At 49.8% G+C, this 17,990-nt stretch carries 16 protein-coding genes and 1 riboswitch; of the genes, 12 read left to right on the forward strand and 4 right to left on the reverse strand.

From position 1 onward, the window contains the following. Positions 1-76: 76 nt before the first annotated feature. The 4 genes from H6F86_RS22025 to H6F86_RS22040 all read left to right on the forward strand — a co-directional run bounded on the left by H6F86_RS22025 (position 77) and on the right by H6F86_RS22040 (position 3,305). Positions 77-1,129 carry a tetratricopeptide repeat protein gene (locus H6F86_RS22025; protein WP_190451262.1) on the forward strand — a complete coding sequence of 351 codons (1,053 nt, stop codon included), beginning with the start codon at positions 77-79 and terminating at the stop codon, positions 1,127-1,129. Positions 1,130-1,248: 119 nt separating this feature from the next. Beyond that, positions 1,249-2,070 carry a winged helix-turn-helix transcriptional regulator gene (locus H6F86_RS22030; protein WP_190451264.1) on the forward strand — a complete coding sequence of 274 codons (822 nt, stop codon included), beginning with the start codon at positions 1,249-1,251 and terminating at the stop codon, positions 2,068-2,070. Next, positions 2,027-2,398, forward strand: coding sequence for a type II toxin-antitoxin system PemK/MazF family toxin (locus H6F86_RS22035; RefSeq protein WP_190451266.1), 372 nt, complete (start codon positions 2,027-2,029; stop codon positions 2,396-2,398). Before H6F86_RS22030 ends, H6F86_RS22035 begins: the two co-directional genes overlap by 44 nt. A gap of 52 nt (positions 2,399-2,450) precedes the next feature. Then, the gene (locus tag H6F86_RS22040) at positions 2,451-3,305 is read left to right on the forward strand and encodes a site-specific DNA-methyltransferase (RefSeq protein ID WP_190451268.1); all 855 of its coding nucleotides are present in this window, start codon (positions 2,451-2,453) and stop codon (positions 3,303-3,305) included. 104 nt (positions 3,306-3,409) lie between these two features. On the opposite strand, the gene H6F86_RS22045 is transcribed toward H6F86_RS22040, so the two are convergent. Further along, positions 3,410-4,450: a hemolysin family protein gene (locus H6F86_RS22045; RefSeq protein WP_199322613.1), complete on the reverse strand. Its 1,041-nt coding sequence runs from the start codon at positions 4,448-4,450 to the stop codon at positions 3,410-3,412. Between the two features lie 243 nt (positions 4,451-4,693). Between H6F86_RS22045 and H6F86_RS22050 the strand changes: the two genes are divergently transcribed. Further along, positions 4,694-4,879, forward strand: coding sequence for a hypothetical protein (locus tag H6F86_RS22050; RefSeq protein ID WP_190451271.1), 186 nt, complete (start codon positions 4,694-4,696; stop codon positions 4,877-4,879). 45 nt (positions 4,880-4,924) lie between these two features. Then, complete coding sequence (gene pcrA, locus H6F86_RS22055) at positions 4,925-7,282, forward strand: DNA helicase PcrA (RefSeq protein WP_190451273.1); 2,358 nt, start codon at positions 4,925-4,927, stop codon at positions 7,280-7,282. Between the two features lie 126 nt (positions 7,283-7,408). Here pcrA and H6F86_RS22060 read toward each other — a convergent pair whose 3' ends face one another. Then, positions 7,409-8,995, reverse strand: coding sequence for an alkaline phosphatase (locus H6F86_RS22060; protein WP_190451275.1), 1,587 nt, complete (start codon positions 8,993-8,995; stop codon positions 7,409-7,411). Between the two features lie 207 nt (positions 8,996-9,202). After that, on the reverse strand, positions 9,203-9,358 hold the full coding sequence (locus H6F86_RS22065) for a hypothetical protein (RefSeq protein ID WP_190451278.1): 156 nt from the start codon (positions 9,356-9,358) through the stop codon (positions 9,203-9,205). Between the two features lie 11 nt (positions 9,359-9,369). Here H6F86_RS22065 and H6F86_RS22070 point away from each other — a divergent pair, with 11 nt between their 5' ends. The 4 genes from H6F86_RS22070 (at position 9,370) to H6F86_RS22085 (ending at position 14,266) form a co-directional block, all read left to right on the forward strand. Beyond that, the gene (locus tag H6F86_RS22070) at positions 9,370-9,579 is read left to right on the forward strand and encodes a hypothetical protein (RefSeq protein WP_190451675.1); all 210 of its coding nucleotides are present in this window, start codon (positions 9,370-9,372) and stop codon (positions 9,577-9,579) included. Positions 9,580-9,582: 3 nt separating this feature from the next. Further along, entirely contained in the window at positions 9,583-11,739 is a 2,157-nt protein-coding gene (gene ppk1 / locus H6F86_RS22075) for a polyphosphate kinase 1 (RefSeq protein ID WP_190451279.1), read from the forward strand. A gap of 235 nt (positions 11,740-11,974) precedes the next feature. Continuing rightward, entirely contained in the window at positions 11,975-13,162 is a 1,188-nt protein-coding gene (gene sat / locus H6F86_RS22080) for a sulfate adenylyltransferase (RefSeq protein ID WP_190451281.1), read from the forward strand. Positions 13,163-13,204: 42 nt separating this feature from the next. Continuing rightward, positions 13,205-14,266 (forward strand): D-alanine--D-alanine ligase family protein, encoded by a 1,062-nt coding sequence (locus H6F86_RS22085; protein WP_190451283.1) that lies wholly within the window; start codon positions 13,205-13,207, stop codon positions 14,264-14,266. Positions 14,267-14,342: 76 nt separating this feature from the next. Here H6F86_RS22085 and H6F86_RS22090 read toward each other — a convergent pair whose 3' ends face one another. Next, positions 14,343-14,615, reverse strand: a complete 273-nt coding sequence (locus tag H6F86_RS22090; protein ID WP_190451285.1) for a MoaD/ThiS family protein — start codon at positions 14,613-14,615, stop codon at positions 14,343-14,345. Positions 14,616-15,354: 739 nt separating this feature from the next. On the opposite strand from H6F86_RS22090, the gene H6F86_RS22095 reads away from it, so the two are divergent. Next, the gene (locus H6F86_RS22095) at positions 15,355-16,419 is read left to right on the forward strand and encodes a WecB/TagA/CpsF family glycosyltransferase (protein ID WP_347240890.1); all 1,065 of its coding nucleotides are present in this window, start codon (positions 15,355-15,357) and stop codon (positions 16,417-16,419) included. Between the two features lie 68 nt (positions 16,420-16,487). Continuing rightward, positions 16,488-16,583, forward strand: a riboswitch (TPP riboswitch). 7 nt (positions 16,584-16,590) lie between these two features. After that, the gene (gene thiC / locus H6F86_RS22100) at positions 16,591-17,967 is read left to right on the forward strand and encodes a phosphomethylpyrimidine synthase (protein ID WP_190451288.1); all 1,377 of its coding nucleotides are present in this window, start codon (positions 16,591-16,593) and stop codon (positions 17,965-17,967) included. Positions 17,968-17,990: the final 23 nt, after the last annotated feature.

Consider the following 17,990-nt stretch of genomic DNA (forward strand, 5'->3'; position numbering starts at 1 on the left):
AGGTGTCTTAATTACCCCTTCTTACTAGCGCCAGGGCTAACGTCGAGCCAGCGCAAAATTTTATCGAGGCAGACAAATGAATCGTTGGGTCATGGGCATTCTGAGTCAACCAGTCATCCTTAGTGCCATTGTGGGTGCTGGAATGTCGATCGCGCTGCTATCACCGCTTGCAGCGAGCGCCACCGAGCTAAATCAGCAGTTGAATGTGCGGGTTAATAACGGCACTCAGGGCGCATCGAGGAATGAAGCCGATCGACTCCTACAACTGGGTAAGGATCAAGAGCTGGATGGTTCGTTAGCAGATGCGGTGCAATCCTGGCAGCAGGCGCTCAAGCTCTACCAAGCACTCGTTGATCGCCCTGGTGAAGCTCTTGCCTACGGCTATTTAGGACTGGCGTATTCCCGTTTAGGACGATCGAACGAAGCAGAAGATGCTCTACGCCGACAACTGGCGATCGCACGTGATGAACAAGATTTTCAAGGGCAAGTTTATGCCTTGAACAGTCTGGGCAGAGTGCTAGCAAAGCGTGGCGGCATTCAATCAGCAGCATCTCTCTTTAACGAAGCGCTCACTATTGCTACCAACATTAAGAGCGCTGATGGCGCTGCCTTATCGCACGATAGCTTGGGGTTGTTGGCGGCTAGTCTAGGTAACACTAGCCGCGCTATGGAGGAATACACAATTGCTTTAGCAGAGGCTCGTCGCGCCAGTAGCCCCAAACGAGAAGCCACCACGTTAAATAACATCGGTGCTTTGTATCAGTCAGCGGGCAACTATCGAGACTCGATGCGATATTACGGGCTGGCAGTCAAGCTAGCAGATATCAACCGCGATCGCCCCAATCAGTTTCGGGCGATCGATGGCATGGTAGCAGCCCTCACTACAACGGGAGGCTACCAGCAGTCGCTTGAGTTACTCAATCAGCGTCTTCAGGTTGCTCAGATGTTAGAGAACGATCGTCAAGAACTCATCTCACTGCAAGCGTTAGGTCAGTTCTACGAAAAACTGGGTGATGTACCTAAAGCACAACAGCGTTATCAACAGGCGATCGAGCTTGCCCGCAACCTTGACGATACGCAGCAAGAAGGTATTCTGCAAGAACGACTGGTCAGCTTAAAGCGCAAGTAGTAGGTGATTCGTCTATCACTTTGTAGCGGTGCGATCGTGGCTGGTCTTCAACCCATGCGTTTATAAGCGATAGCATAGAGTCACTGAACAGGCTTTCCGCGTTGAGAGAGGAATTCGCAATGTCTCATGACGACAATTCGCTTAAGATCCTTGAGGTTCTTAACAGCGGGAAAATACGTAGCGCTGAGATTGCCCGCATAGTTGGTCTATCTGTTGAAACTGTTCGGTATTACCTACAATCCCTGTGGGACGAAGGTTGTATTAAGTGTTCTGAAATGGGCAGTAATGATGGTAATACAGATTATGTTTGCTCTTTAGATAACAAGGGTAAAGCTGTGCTTGAAAATCCAGCGCTTCTCCTTGCCTCGGGTAGAGAAACGACCCACCAAACTATCTTCCAAGGAAACAATAGTATTGGTTTTGTTCAAAGTGGTAGTGGTACTGTTTCCAACTTCTCTCAAAATATTGGTCGAAATCTTGATGAAGTTACTAAACTGATCGACTCTCTTCGTACTACCGCACAGTCATTTCCAGAAGGACAGCGTGAGGAAGCTTTAGTGACGCTTGATGATCTTCAAGAAGATCTTAGTCGTCCTGACAAGCAAAAACCTGAAAGGATTAAAATTCGGCTAGATAGGCTGTTGGTAATTGCAGTAGCAATTGCTGGGATAATTGCTGGAGCGGCTGACTTTGGCAATAATCTTTTAGAGTTAGCAGAGAAATTAGGCGTTCCGATTGAGGTTCCTCAACTTCAACCATCGCAGCATTTATCAGCACCCACCAGTGAGCAGCAGATTAATTTAGGGGCGCATGGAATTGACATAGTAAACGCTGAGATTTTAAGAGCAAATCTAACGACTTTTGCTGACGATTGGAACAGCCCAGAAATGAGTGTTTATGATCACTACGATGCAGCTAGAGAGAACCTTAAAGCAAGGTGATGTTGTTTTAGTACTTTTTCCAAATGCTAATTTGACCACTGCTAAAACAAGGCCGGCTGTCGTTGTGCAAGCTGACAACTTAAGAACAGGTTTATCTCAAGTCATCGTTGCTATGGTCACTAGCCAAATGTTTCGAGCCGGTCACCCTAGCAGAGTGACGATTTTGTTAGATTCGGTAGAGGGGCAGCAATCAGGTTTGTTAACCAATTCAGTTGTCATGACTGATAATCTAGCAACTATTACACTTTCAGCCATTTCTCGTACTATCGGTTCACTATTGACTACAGAAGTTAACACAGCCTTGAAACATACATTTGGTTTAGACTGAGTGCCAAAGAATTTGTGGAGCAATTGAGGCTGCTCATGACATTAACCAACGCATGAAGATCGCCCATCAAACTTCTAACGGCACTCTATTTTGTGGCGATTCGCTGCAATGGTTAGCGACGTTGGACGAGGCATCTGTTGATTTGATCTTTGCCGATCCGCCTTACAACCTTAAGAAAGCAGACTGGGATACCTTTGCCTCGCAAGACGACTATATCGACTGGTCGATGCAGTGGATTCAGCAGGCAGCAAGAATCCTTAAGCCGTCTGGTTGCCTTTATGTCATGGGTTTTTCTGAGATTCTGGCAGATCTGAAGCGTCCCGCCCTGCAATACTTCCAAGCCTGCCGCTGGTTAGTGTGGCATTACAAGAACAAGGCTAATCTGGGTCTTGATTGGGGACGCGCCCATGAGAGCATTCTGCTGCTGCGAAAGAGTGCCAGCGCCAAGATCAACATCGACCGCATTCGGATTCCCTATGGCAACCACACGCTGAAGTATCCCGCCCATCCGCAGGCAGCGACCAGTCAGTATGGTGATGGGAAACCCCGCGATCGCTGGTTGCCACACCCGTTGGGCGCAAAGCCAAAGGATGTGATCGAGCTTCCCACAACCTGCAATGGCATGGCAGAAAAGACAAAGCATCCCACGCAAAAGCCGGAGGCACTCCTTCGCAAGCTCGTATTTGCTGCATCCGATCGTGGTGACACAGTAGTTGATCCGTTCTCTGGTTCTGGCACAACGCTGGTAGTAGCCGAGCAAGCAGGTAGAAAATGGCTGGGCTGCGACCTGAACCCTGAATACAATGCTTGGGCGATCGCTCGGCTGCAAAGCACTCCTCACTGGACGGATGCTGCCTGGATAGAGCACGATCACCAAAATGCTCTCCGTCGCCAGAGCATTCGTTGAGCTTTATTGAAGCGCTCACCAAATCTTTCTGTAGGTTCGAAAGTCCGTATGCAAAAGGAAAAATAGAACGGTGATGTCCTGATCACTGAGGGCGAAACGCACGCCTATCGTGAAACACGGCTAGTAGGCTCTCGGTTGAGCACTGTGGCACTACGGGCAGGACTGGCGCGATGAGGAAAATCGCTCTCATCGTAAATCTCGCCCACCAATTCTTCAAGGATGTCTTCCAGCGTGACCAAGCCGACAGTACCGCCATACTCATCCACAACAATCGCCATGTGCAGGCGCTGTTGCAGCATTTCTTTCAGCATATCCGCTACGCGCTTTGTGTCAGGTACATAGAAGGGCGGGTCCATTGCCAGCGTGACAAAGCCATTGCTCTGTTCATCGTGACGCAGCTGATTCAAGTGCTGCAAGGCGCGTTTGAGATTCACAATACCGACGATCTCGTCTTTTGACTCTTCCTGCACTGGAATGCGCGAATAGCCTGTTTCTAGGCACAGCGCGACTAAATCTTGTAGCGTCGCCTCTCGCGAAATGGTTCGCATCGCAATGCGTGGTTTGACGACTTCTTTAACGCTCAGGCGATCGAGCATTAACGCCTTATTCAGCATCTGATGCTGGTCTAGGTCAAGCTGCCCCTTGCCGCCCAAAATTTCGATCATTAGCTCCAAATCTTGTAGCGACTCGCCCTGCTGCACCACTTCCCCCTGAAACGTGCGAATGGCAAGCTGAGTTACCTTCTCAAAGAGTTGAATGACACCCAGCAACGACAGCAACTTAGAAAGCCAGTAAATGGGCTGCACTACCAGCGTAAAAATTGGCATGACGTTATTGATTGCCAGCGATTTTGGTACAATTTCGCCAAACGTCAAGGTGAGAAACGTAATGACAAAGGTGGCAAGCCCGATCGTCTGATTGCCCAACCAAAGACTAAACAGGTTGCTGGTCAAAATAGCAGAAAAGTTGTTGACCAGCGTGTTGCCCACCAGCAGCGTCGTAATAAACCGCCGTCGATTGCTAAGTACTAGGGTAAAAATGCGGCTAGGATCGCCCTGTTCCTTGATTAGCGCCTTCAGCTTGAGATTGTCTAGAGCCGTGATGGTCGTTTCTGAGCCAGAGAAAAAAGCAGACAGCAGCAACATCAGCACCAGCGCTGCGACATCAAGCCGAATATCTCCCAGAAGCGGACGCAGATCAGAAGCAGCCAACAAATAGAAAGGAGTAAGCAAAGTCACAAGGTGCCTTCAGGCAATGCCGAATGGAACTCGGTGGATATCGTTATTCGTTGATAATAACTTTCCTACCTGGAGTCTTCCAGGCAATTTAGGCAGCAATTACCAACGGGTCTTGATAAAAGGAGCTGAAAGTCCCTCAAAGCAAGCTAAATGGCAATTCGTAGAGGCACGCCGAGGCAGAAGGTACAGACCCTGTATCTCAAGACCTTTACAACGATGCCTCAAAACCCGCCATTACAAAGAGCACGCTGCTTGAGCGAAAAGACCGTGGCTTCGATCGTGCATCTACCTGCCAAAACTGCTCTCATCCTTCAAGATGCGATACGCTGGTCTTGATGCTGTTGGCTCGTCCCAAGCATCGCCCGATCGCCACACCGCTTCATGACACAAACGACAGAATTTCTCGCTCATCTCAACCCTTCGCAGCGGCAAGCAGTAGAGCACTACTGTGGTCCTTTACTAGTAGTTGCAGGCGCTGGCTCTGGCAAAACGCGAGCGTTGACCTATCGCATTGCCAATTTGGTACTGACGCATCGCGTTGATCCTGAAAACATTCTGGCTGTCACCTTTACAAACAAAGCTGCCAGAGAAATGAAGGAGCGAATTGAGAAGCTCTTTGCCGATCGTGAATCACATAGTCAATTTGGTAAGCCGCTGGATTCATTGCCGCCTTACGACCAAACAAAGCTGAAGTCAAAAGTCTACAAGAATATTACTAAACATCTGTGGATTGGCACTTTTCATGCGCTCTGTTCGCGGATTTTGCGGCTTGACATTGAAAAGTTTCAGGATGAGAAGGGACGCAGTTGGGATCGTAACTTCTCGATCTTTGACGAATCGGACGCGCAAAGTCTGGTGAAAGATATCGTAACGAACAGGCTGAACCTGGACGATAAAAAGTTCGATCCTCGCTCCGTTCGCTTTGCCATTAGTAATGCTAAAAACCAGAGTTGGTCACCGCAAGATCTAGAGCGCGAGCAGCAAAACTATCGTGGACGGGTCATCGCCAACGTCTACAGTATGTATCAAGATGCGCTGGTAGCAAACAATGCGCTAGATTTCGATGACCTGATTTTGATGCCTGTCAAGCTGTTTCGCCAAAACGAACAGGTACGTGCCTACTGGCATAGCCGCTTTCGGCACGTTCTTGTAGACGAATATCAAGACACTAACCGGACTCAGTACGACTTGATTCGTCTGCTGGTAACCAATAGTGATAGCACTCAAACCTTTGACCAATGGGAGTATCGATCGGTCTTCGTTGTTGGCGATGCCGATCAGTCGATTTACTCCTTCCGAGCGGCAGATTTTACTATTCTGATGGGCTTTCAGAAGGACTTTGGCGACCAATTGCCGGACGACGACACCCGCACCATGGTCAAGCTAGAGGAAAACTATCGATCGACCGAAAACATTCTGGCACTTGCCAATCACCTGATTGATAACAACACCGAGCGCATCGACAAAGTGCTGAAGCCCACACGGGGTGCTGGTGAAGCTATTTTCTGCTATCGCGCTGACGACGAAAACGCCGAAGCAGAGTTTGTCGTGCAGCAGATCCGCGTGATGGAAGCGAAGCATCCCGAACTGCATTGGGGCAAATTTGCGATCCTCTACCGCACCAACGCCCAATCGCGCGCCATCGAAGAAGTGCTGGTGAAGCATGATGTGCCTTACAAAATTGTGGGTGGGCTGCGGTTTTATGATCGCAAGGAAATTAAGGATGTGTTGGGCTACCTAAGGGCGATCGCCAACCCTGCTGATACGGTCAGCTTACTGCGGGTGATCAATACGCCCCGGCGCGGCATTGGCAAAGCAACGATCGATTCCCTGGTAAGAGCCTCGCAGGAGTTAGATGTACCCCTGTGGGAGATTCTCACCGATGAAACCTCTGTCAAAACATTGTCAGGACGATCGTCAAAAGGTGTGTTGAGCTTTGTCCAGATGCTTCAGAAATGGCGATCGCAGCTTGATACATTGCCCGCGAACCAGATCGTCCAAGGCATTATGGAAGACTCTGGCTATATGCAGGACTTAAAAATCCAGGGCACCGAAGAAGCCGAAGACCGCATGCAAAACGTGGGCGAACTTTACAACGCGGTGCTGCAATTTGAAGAGCAGAACACGGACGATCCCAGCCTGATTGGCTTTCTTTCTAGCGCCTCGCTCTCGTCTGATCTGGATAATTTAGAAGAAGAAGTCACACGAGTTTCACTGATGACGCTGCATTCGTCGAAGGGGCTGGAGTTTCCGGTCGTCTTCCTGGTGGGGCTAGAGCAAGGACTGTTTCCTAATTTTCGATCGCTCGAAGACCCTGCCGCACTGGAAGAAGAACGCCGTCTTTGCTACGTTGGCATCACCCGCGCTCAGGAGCGTTTGTTTGTCTCCTATGCGCGAGAACGCCGTCTTTATGGCAATCGCGAACCTGCTAGCCCGTCGCTGTTTTTGGCAGAATTACCGCGTGAGCTGATGCAGAGCAATGTTGCCACAGCCATTCCTACCCGCTGGACGAAACCGAGCGCTGCCTCAAGCCGGGGTCCCTCTGAAACGACTTCTTTGCCTGATACCCATGAAGATGATTGGACAGTCGGCGATCGAGTTGTTCATAAAGCCTTTGGCAGCGGTCAGGTAACGCATATTTTTGGTGCTGGGAATAAGATTTGCCTTGCTGTGAAGTTTGCTGGTATGGGTCAAAAGATTGTCGATCCCAAACTAACGCCCCTACAACGAGTGGAGTGAGAGTCTGTTGTGACTGCCTCCAGTACCAGATCGTGCTCAAGACGATCGCATTAAAAGCGGTAGCGCGAACGGAGCAGGACAGGAACATTTAGTACCCATCCTGCTACACTCCGTTTTTAATTACAGTTAAGCGCGTTGAGCGCCCGGTTTACCGTTTTCCACCACAAACGAGGCAAGAGTGCTAATCGTTGCTTGGGGTGCAGCGATCGTCGAGACGACGCGATAATCACTCCGCCAACGTTTGCGATTTAGATCGCAGCGTAGATAGCCCCGCAACGCACCGTTAAAGAACTTAGTATGCGGGTTGTTAGAAAGCGCTGCCGTTACTGGAGCAATGAACTGGGTGGGAAAGTCTGAGGTGATGGAGGTTGCCACAAACTCAGTGCCCAGCGTTGGCGATCCTGGCTTGTTGAAGTCACGTTTGATGTCGTGTACCCAACTGGAATGAATATCACCCGCCAGCACAATCGGGTTAGAAACCTTCTGCTGTTCGAGAAACGTCAGGATGCGATTGCGGGCTGCCACATAGCCATCCCATTGATCCATATTAAAGAGTTGCACCCCTGGACGTGCATCAAAGTCAAACTGCGAAAACATGACCTGCTGCGCCAGAATATTCCACTGAGCGGATGATTGCTGCAAGCCTTGAAACAACCAGCGCTCTTGCGCCTTGCCTGTTAGCGTAGCATTAGGGTCAAGTGCTGCATCGCAAAGGGGTTTAAGCTCGTCACCACAGGGTTGATCCGATCGATATTGACGTGTATCCAACACATTAAATTGAGCTAGATCGCCATACGTTAAACGTCGATACAACCGCAGATCAGCACCATAGGGTAGGGATGATTTACGCAGCGGCATATGCTCGTAATACGCCTGATATGCCGCTGCGCGCCGTCGCAAGAACACGGCGGGATCTTGATCAGGCTCGCCATCAACTTCTGAGATCCCACTAGCGTAGTTGTTTTCTACTTCGTGGTCATCCCATGTCACTACCCAGGGGAACGCTGCATGAGCCGCTTGAAGGTTAGCATCTGTTTTATAGAGCGCGTGGCGGTTGCGATAGTCTTCCAGGCTGAAAATCTCAGGACCATTGTGCTGGCGAGGTCCACCGGGTTGCGGACCATATTCATAAATGTAGTCACCCACATGCACTACCAGATCGAGATCTTCTTCGGCGAGGTGCTTGTAAGCCGTGTAGTAGCCATTTTGCCAGTCCTGACAGTTAGCCAATGCAAAGCGGAGGCGATCGAGCCTTTCACCACGGGCAGGTGCAGTACGGGTGCGACCGATCGGGCTGACTTCGTTACCCGCCTTAAATTGATACCAGTAAGTCTGTCCTGGTTGCAGTCCACGCACGTCTACATGAACTGAATGCGCGAACTCTGGCACGGCAACCTCAGTACCAGACTTGACAATGCGTCGCATATTTTCATCAGCCGCAACTTGCCATTGCACGGGCACGTTGTATGCTGGCATTCCTCCTCCACTTAGTGGATTAGGAGCCAGTCGAGTCCACAAAACTACGCTATTGGGCAGTGGATTGCCAGAGGCAACTCCTAGTGAAAAGGGATAGCCTGAAAACGCTGGCTGAGCCACTAAACGACGCGGTAACTGACTAGTGATCGCCAAACCCGTTAAAATGCCAGCGCCCCGTAAAACATCGCGCCGTTTCAACCCTGTCGATGGTAAATGCGAGGACTGATACCAATTCATAACTGTAGAGAATTTTGTACAGATAATGAAAAGAACAGTACCAAGCAGTGATTAATTGGCTACGAAGGTTTTGTTAAGGTTTAGTTGGTCAACAAGCTTAGGAGCAATCGAATCGCTACGGTTACGCAGCAACTTTCTGCAAGGTGACTGCGACACGTTCTGGCAAGCAGGCTACCGCAACCGCTCACAATGCCAATGTGATCGACCCTATTCCGTGTGCGATCGTCCCATCATCCAAAGAAACACAATCATTTCGGAGGTTGCTTCACTTTCTTCAGGGATGAGTAATACGATGAAGAGGCGAAAGTTTTCTGTCGTGTTGTTTCTATCGTCGATCGTACCGACTGCCCATGAATCGTCCATCGCCTCAAGATATGTCCAGTGACAGTCTCGCCCGTTACATCGAAGCAACGGACGGCATCACGAAACCCTGGTTGTTGGTACAACTACGACTGAAAAAGCTGCAAGAACGGCGAGACAGCCTCTCCGAGACGGAATACATTCAGGCAGTAGAAGATATTCATCAGGATTTGATGAACCTGGGCGACTGGTGGACGGGTAGAGAAGATGAGGTGTTTGGTTAAACCATGACCAGGCGCAAAAAAGTTGTAACGGTGAAAGAGGCTCCAACTGAAATTAACCTGACTGAGCCTCAGTATTACTTCAACCGCGAAATTAGCTGGTTAGAGTTTAACAATCGGGTGTTGCATGAAGCGTTTGACCCACGTACGCCCTTGTTAGAGCGGCTAAAATTCATGGCGATTTTTAGCTCCAACTTGGATGAGTACTTCATGGTACGGGTGGCAGCGCTGAAAGAGCAGGTGGCAGCTAAGGTCACACGGCGATCGGCAGATGGCTGCACTGCCCAAGAACAATTAGAGCTAATTGGTCAGCGCTTGCGTCCCATGGTGGCACAACAGCACCGTCATTTTGAGCAAGCCCTACGCCCTCAGCTTGCAGCAAAAGGGGTGTACCTGCTGGACTACATTGACCTGAACCAGGAACAACGCCGCTACCTGCAAACGTATTTTGATGAGCAAATCTTTCCAGTCTTGACGCCGCTGGCGATCGATCCAGGGCATCCGTTTCCCTACATTTCCAACCTTAGTCTCAATCTAGCCGTTGTCATTAAAGATCCTGCCAACGGTGAGGAACTGTTTGCCAGAGTCAAAGTCCCCAGAATTCTGCCGCGCTTCTTGCCGCTGCCAGAAGACCTGCGGTTACAGCAAAAAGATGTGCCTGCTGTATGGACAGCCGTACCGTTAGAACAGGTGATCGCTCACAACCTGGAGAGCCTGTTTCCTGGTCTGACTATCCTGGAGTACTACCCATTTCGGATTACTCGCGATGGTGATCTGGAAGTAGCAGAGGATGAAGCAGATGATTTGCTGCTGGCGATCGAGCAAGAACTACGGAAACGCCGCTTTGGTGGAACGATCGTTCGGCTAGAAGTCCATGCCTCAATGCCTGAAGTAGTACGCGAGATGCTGCGTCAGGAGATGGATCTGGGCGAGAACGATGTATATGAAGTCGAAGGCTTGCTCTGCCTCAGCGATCTGTTTGCGCTCACTGGCTTACCATTGCCAGAGTTGAAAGATCCCGTCTGGCGATCGGCGCTCCCCCCTCGCTTACGGCGCACTATCGAAGGCAGCAGCTCCTTAGAAATAGAAGACGACTTTTTTGCCATCATCCGCAAACAAGATCTGATGCTGCATCATCCCTATGAGTCGTTTTCCAATACGGTGCAGCGGTTTCTCACTCAGGCAGCACACGATCCAGACGTGCTGGCGATTAAGACAACACTCTATCGCACCTCTGGCGATTCACCGATCGTCGATGCACTCATTACCGCTGCCGAAAATGGCAAACAGGTATCGGTGTTGGTAGAACTCAAAGCCCGCTTCGACGAAGAAAACAACATTAATTGGGCGCGTAAACTTGAAAACGTCGGTGTTCACGTCGTCTATGGTTTGGTTGGGCTGAAGACTCATACCAAAGTGATGCTAGTTGTCCGGCGCGAAGAGGGGCGCATCCGCCGCTATGTCCACATTGGCACCGGAAACTACAATCCCAAAACGGCTCGCCTTTACACTGATATTGGGCTGTTGAGCTGTCGTGATGAGTTAGGAGCAGATTTGACTGAGCTGTTTAACTATCTGACGGGCTACTCGCGGCAGCAGACCTACCGCAAACTGCTGGTAGCTCCAGTTAATCTGCGCGATCGTATGCTTGCCCTTATTCACCGCGAAAGCGAACACGCCCGTAACGGACTCCATGCCCGCATTGTTGCCAAAATGAATGCGCTGGTTGATCCTAGGATGATTGTTGCCCTGTACGAAGCCTCTCAGGCAGGTGTAAAGGTTGACCTGATTGTACGTGGAATGTGCTGCTTGCGCCCGCAGCTACCAGGCATCAGCGAAAATATCCGCGTTGTCAGCATTGTTGGTCGCTTTTTAGAACACTCCCGTATCCTCTACTTTCATAACCACGGCAACGAAGAAGTCTTCATCGGCAGTGCTGATTGGATGACGCGCAACCTGGATCGCCGTGTCGAAGCCGTGGTGCCGATTGATGATCCAACGATCGCCAAAGATCTGCAAGAAATACTCGGTATCCTCCTTGCTGATAACCGACAAGCCTGGGACTTGCAAGCCGATGGGCATTACATTCAGCGTCGTCCCGCTGTCGGCGTTATTGAACAAAGCTCTCAGCGTACGCTCATGGAAATGGCACGCCAGCAGTAAGCACTAGGGGCTAGGCGAGAGATAAATAGCGATCAAAGCTCAAAGCGTTTGCGACCGCTAAGGCAACAGTACCTGAAAAAGTTGTCTTCTTTCAGCACAAAATGCGGCAGCAAGGACTTAAGCCCTGTAGGGTCAAACTGGCTGTGATCTTCTAGCCGTCAAATCAAAATTGACAGACTCCTAGTAGGATGGATCAACAGAAGCAGAACGCTGCAATTTACTAATTCCCATTCCCATGAGCCAGCATCCAGACAGTATTGCTCCCCACGGTGGGCAACTGATTAATCGCATCGCTAATCCGCAACAGAGGGCAGAGTTTCTCGACAAAGCTGACTTTTTGCCTAGAGTGAAACTAGATGCGCGAGCGGTTTCCGATCTGGAGATGATTGCGATCGGTGGCTTTAGTCCCCTTACAGGCTTTATGCACGAAGCCGATTACAACGGGGTTGTCAATGATATGCACCTGGCAAACGGGTTGCCCTGGTCGATTCCCATCACCCTACCCGTGTCAGAAGATGTAGCTGCTCCACTGAAAGAAGGCAGCCTGATCCGCCTGGACAATCCTTACGATGGCTTTGTAGGCGTTCTGCATCTCACCCAAAAATACCGCTACGACAAGCGTCACGAGGCATTGCTCGTTTATCGCACGAATGAAGAGAAGCATCCGGGTGTTTCGGTTGTCTATCGGCAAGGATCCGTTAACTTAGCAGGCGAGATTTGGCTGCTAGAGCGCAACCCTCACACGTTGTTTCCCACTTATCAAATTGATCCCCTAGAGTCACGATCGCTCTTTCACGGTAAAGGCTGGAAGACGATCGTAGGCTTCCAAACGCGCAACCCCATCCACCGCGCCCACGAGTACATCATCAAATGTGCGCTCGAAACGGTGGATGGGCTCTTTCTCCATCCTCTCGTCGGCGCAACAAAAGAAGATGATATTCCTGCTGACGTACGAATGCGCTGCTACGAGATCATGCTAGAGCACTACTTTCCTAGAGAGCGCGTCATCCTGGCAATCAATCCTGCTGCTATGCGCTATGCCGGACCCCGTGAAGCAATCTTTCATGCCCTCGTACGCAAGAACTATGGCTGCACTCACTTTATTGTTGGGCGCGATCATGCCGGTGTGGGCGACTACTACGGCACCTACGATGCGCAACACATCTTCGACGAATTTGAACCAGCAGAACTGGGGATTGCCCCAATGAAGTTTGAACATGCTTTCTACTGCCTGCGAACCGAATCAATGGCAACCACAAAAACCAGCCCCAGTACCCGCGAAGAGCGCGTGCATCTATCTGGTACGAAAGTGCGAGAGCTGCTGCGTCGGGGTGAACTGCCGCCACCTGAATTCTCCCGTCCACAAGTTGCTGCTGAGTTAGCAAGAGCAATGCAGTTGCCAGAGCTTTCGTATGAGATTTAGTGAAGGCGTGAAGGTAAAGGTGTAAAGGAGTGAAAGGGTGACATGACAAAGCGTACGATCGGGCTGCTGTTTGGCGGTTGCTCTGGAGAACATGAAGTGTCGATCGCCTCCGCACGAGCGATCGCCCAAGCCCTTAGCGCTGGTAGCAATGCCGCCGTCTATACGCTCCTACCCTTTTACATTCAGAAAAACGGGCAGTGGTGCGACAGCGCGATCGCGCAACAGGTACTTACCTCTGGTCAGCCTCTTTCATCCGATCTTGCCTCTAGCGATCCCGTCGATCGCTGGCGTTTACCGCCTACTGCTGGTGACGTAGACGTTTGGTTTCCCGTGCTACACGGTCCGAACGGCGAAGATGGCACTATACAAGGGCTGTTGACGCTGATGCAGACCCCCTTCGTTGGCTCTGGCATCTTGGGGTCAGCGATCGGCATGGACAAGCTCGCCATGAAGACGATGTTTGCTCAAGCTGGCTTGCCTCAAGTTAACTACATGGCAGTCAGTCGCTCTCAGGTCTGGTCAAATCCCTGCATCTATCCTAAGCTGTGCGACGACATTGAAGCCCAGCTTGCCTATCCTTGCTTTGTCAAACCCGCTAATCTCGGCTCTTCGGTTGGCATCTCTAAAGTCCGAAGTCGTGCCGAACTCGAAGCGGCTCTAGATAGTGCTGCTAGCTACGATCGCCGCCTCATTGTCGAAGCAGGCGTAGTCGCACGAGAGGTCGAGTGTGCTGTACTGGGCAACGAGCAACCGCAAGCCTCGATCGTTGGCGAAATTACTTACCAGAGCGATTTCTACGACTACGAAACGAAATATACCGAAGGTAAAGCCGACCTCATTATTCCTGCTGCCTTGCCAGAAGCTGTCACTGCTCAAATTCAGACCATGGCAATCCAAGCCTTTACTGCCATTGATGCCGCTGGTCTTGCACGGGTAGACTTCTTTTACATCGAAGCAACCGGAGATGTTTTCATCAACGAAATCAACACAATGCCAGGGTTTACAGTTACTAGTATGTATCCTCGGCTTTGGGGAGCCAGCGGCATCACCTTCCCGGAATTGGTCGATCGCCTGGTGCAGTTAGCACTTGATCGCAATGGTTAAGAGGTAGAAGGCAAAAGGCATCAAACAAGAGTCTTAGGGGAATCAGTAGTTAAACTACCCTCAAGACTTTCATCCCTCATCCCTCCACACCGCCACCACTGACTGGAGGAATCAACACTACTTCATCGCCATCATTCATCAGTGTATCTGGCTCAACAAACTGAAGATTGACTCCAAAACGGGTCAAGTCACGCCACTGGGCAAGCTGTGGGTATTGAGCAATAAGGCGATCGCGCACAACCATCACGGCTACACCCTGCTCAACTTCCAACTGCATTTCTGAAACACCACAGGCTTCCTGGTATGCCGCAAACAGCTTGACTGTAACCGTGATTGTAGCGGTTGACATAAAAGTAGTTCAGCCTCGTAGAACAGTAACAGGGGCTAAGGCAATAGCAAAAGCAGGCTGTAGAAATCCTTGCGTAGTTTGCAATTAAAGGCAAGATACAATCTATGCCGAAAGATAGATTTGCAACTTTTCTCTCTACTGAATGTAGCTTTAATTGGCTTAAACCCTAAAGAATAGCAATTTCTTATAAAGACAAAAATATAGTATTCAATCATTATCTAGTTTATCGCTTATCTAGATCCCCTACGTTGCGTTCAGACAACCTAGTCATACCAACGCTCCCCCATCGCTTGTGTTAGTTAACACTACAAGAAAGTGAAGAGAGAGCTTAACATTGCGCTGTGTCAAGTGATGTTTCTGTAAAGCAGCGCAGGTGTAGCAGCACAGCTTGTTTGACTCATTCTATATTTAGTGTGTTACGGACTAATTTGAAACGCTTTTCGCTTTACCAACACACATATTCTCAAATGAAATTGTCTTGCAGTGCGCTGGTGTACTTCACGAACGGTCGTACTTACACAATCGAAACTCCTGATGATGATGCTTAAAGATTCTATCCAGAGCAGCCTACGTTTCTCGATCGCTGATTGCTAAACCGCTTAACCCTGTTAGCCTCCTTTTCCAAGCAGCAACGACAAACGCTCGCCTTTCAGCCAAGAATCTAGTTGAGTGTTGAGAGCCTTAAGTAGACGACCTGTTTTTAAAAAGTTGACGACTCCATCAATTACGGCTGAAGAAAATGACTGAAAAATCTTTAGGATCTATTCTTCTGAAAAAGCGCTTGACGAATCGAGGTCAACTTGATCGAGCACTGCAGAAGCAACGTCAGCAATCTAGAGCAGTTGGATGGCAGCGTCTTGGACAAACTCTGATAGAGGATCGGGCAATTAACATACAAGCGCCGGAAGACACGCTGGCTGAGCAAATACAGCTCAATAAAAGCAACTGCCTACAGCCAGCCAGCCAGCGCAGCAAAATTAATATCCTTAACCTTGCCATCGACAACTTATCGATGCTTGAGCTTCTGGAGCAACTTCATAGCGGTGTGGTTCTCACCCCTAACGTTGACCATTTAATGAAGCTACAGACAGACTCAGACTTTCTTAAAATCTACGCACTCGCTGACTACAAGGTTTGCGATAGTCAGGTTTTGATGTACGCTTCGCGCTTTTTGGGCACTCCGTTTAAGGAGAAAGTATCTGGCTCTGACTTTTTCCCCAGGTTCTGTGACTTCCATAAAGATAATGATGCCATTACTGTCTTCTTGCTCGGCGGCGCTGAGGGAGTTGCCGCAAAAGCTGGAAGTAAAATTAACAGCAAAATCAATCGAGACATTGTGATTGGTACACATTCTCCCTCCTTTGGGTTCGAGAAGGACGAACAGGAGTGCCTGGAAATCGTTGAGATGATTAACCAGTCTGGAGCAACCGTGCTTGCAGTAGGTGTTGGCGCGCCGAAGCAAGAGAAATGGATTTACAAGTACAAGCACAAACTTCATCATGTCAAGATCTTCCTAGCAGTTGGTGCCACGATCGACTTTGAAGCAGGTGTCACCAAGCGTGCCCCTAAGTGGATGAGCCAGATGGGCATAGAGTGGTTGTTTAGGATCTATTGCGACCCGCAGCGACTCTGGAAGCGCTACTTGATTGAAGATCTACCGTTCTTCTGGTTGCTGCTGAAACAAAAGCTTGGGATCTATCCACAACCAAGCGTTGAGAGCGTAAGCAGAATGGATACCCCAGTAAATGTTAAGGTCACTAGCAACTGCCTGCTTCTGAAAAGGCGTGTTACAACCAAAGCCTAAATAGCAGCAAAACTTCACTGACTTTTTCGCTACAAACCAACCCTTGTTCGTTCAGAGTGATAGAATTGCAGCCAAGCTAGGGGTGCCTGTGAATACAGGCTGAGATAGTCCCTTAGAACCTGAGACTGGGTAATACCAGCGGAGGGAAGCTGTTTATCTGAGGAATCGAATATGCGGACAGAGTGGATCGCTAAACGACGCGGACAAAGCAATGTGTCCCAAATGCACTACGCTCGTCAAGGGTTGGTTACAGAGGAAATGCAGTATGTAGCGCAGCGGGAAAAGCTTCCAGTAGCCCTTATTCAAGCAGAAGTGGCACGGGGTCGCATGATCATCCCTGCCAACATTAACCATCCAAATCTAGAGCCAATGGCGATCGGTATTGCCTCTAAGTGCAAGGTCAACGCAAACATTGGTGCGTCACCGAACTCCTCCAACTTACAGGAAGAGGTCGATAAACTGCACTTAGCAGTGAAGTATGGCGCTGATACGTTGATGGATTTATCTACAGGCGGTGGGGATCTAGACAAGATCCGTACTGCAATCATTGAGGCATCAACGATTCCAATCGGCACTGTGCCAATCTACCAGGCTCTAGAAAGTGTACATGGGACGATCGAAAAACTCACCCCTGACGACTTTCTGCACATTATTGAGAAGCACGCACAGCAAGGCGTCGATTACATGACGATCCATGCGGGGATCTTAATCGAGCATTTACCACTGGTGCGCGATCGACTGACTGGCATTGTGTCGCGTGGTGGTGGCATTATTGCACGCTGGATGTTGCATCATCATCAGCAAAACCCGCTCTACACCCACTTTCAAGACATTATCGAGATTTTTAAGCGGTACGACGTCTCGTTTAGCTTGGGTGATTCGCTGCGACCTGGTTGCGCCCATGATGCCTCGGATGCCGCGCAATTAGCCGAACTTAAAACGCTAGGGCAACTAACCCGTAAAGCCTGGGAGCATGACGTACAGGTGATGGTGGAGGGTCCTGGGCACGTACCGATGGATCAAATTGAATTCAACGTGCGGAAACAAATGGAGGAATGCTCAGAAGCGCCCTTCTATGTCCTGGGTCCACTAGTGACGGACATTGCACCAGGTTATGACCACATTACATCGGCGATCGGTGCAGCGATGGCAGGCTGGTATGGTACAGCTATGCTGTGCTATGTCACCCCTAAAGAGCATCTTGGGTTGCCCAATGCCGAAGATGTGCGGAATGGCTTGATTGCCTACAAGATTGCGGCTCATGCTGCCGACATTGCACGGCATCGACCAGGGGCACGCGATCGGGATGATGAACTGTCTAAGGCCCGCTATAACTTTGACTGGAATCGCCAGTTTGAGCTATCGCTCGACCCTGAGCGTGCTAAGGAGTACCATGACGAAACGCTGCCAGCAGACATCTACAAAACTGCGGAGTTCTGCTCCATGTGCGGTCCAAAGTTCTGCCCAATGCAGACTAAAGTCGATGCCGAAGCGTTAACAGAACTGGAGAAATTTTTGGCAAAGGAACCCGTAGCAAACGTTCAGTAGCAACTAACAGCTAAACGGTAACT

This window comes from Phormidium sp. FACHB-592, assembly GCF_014695795.1.
Classification (GTDB): domain Bacteria; phylum Cyanobacteriota; class Cyanobacteriia; order Leptolyngbyales; family Leptolyngbyaceae; genus Stenomitos.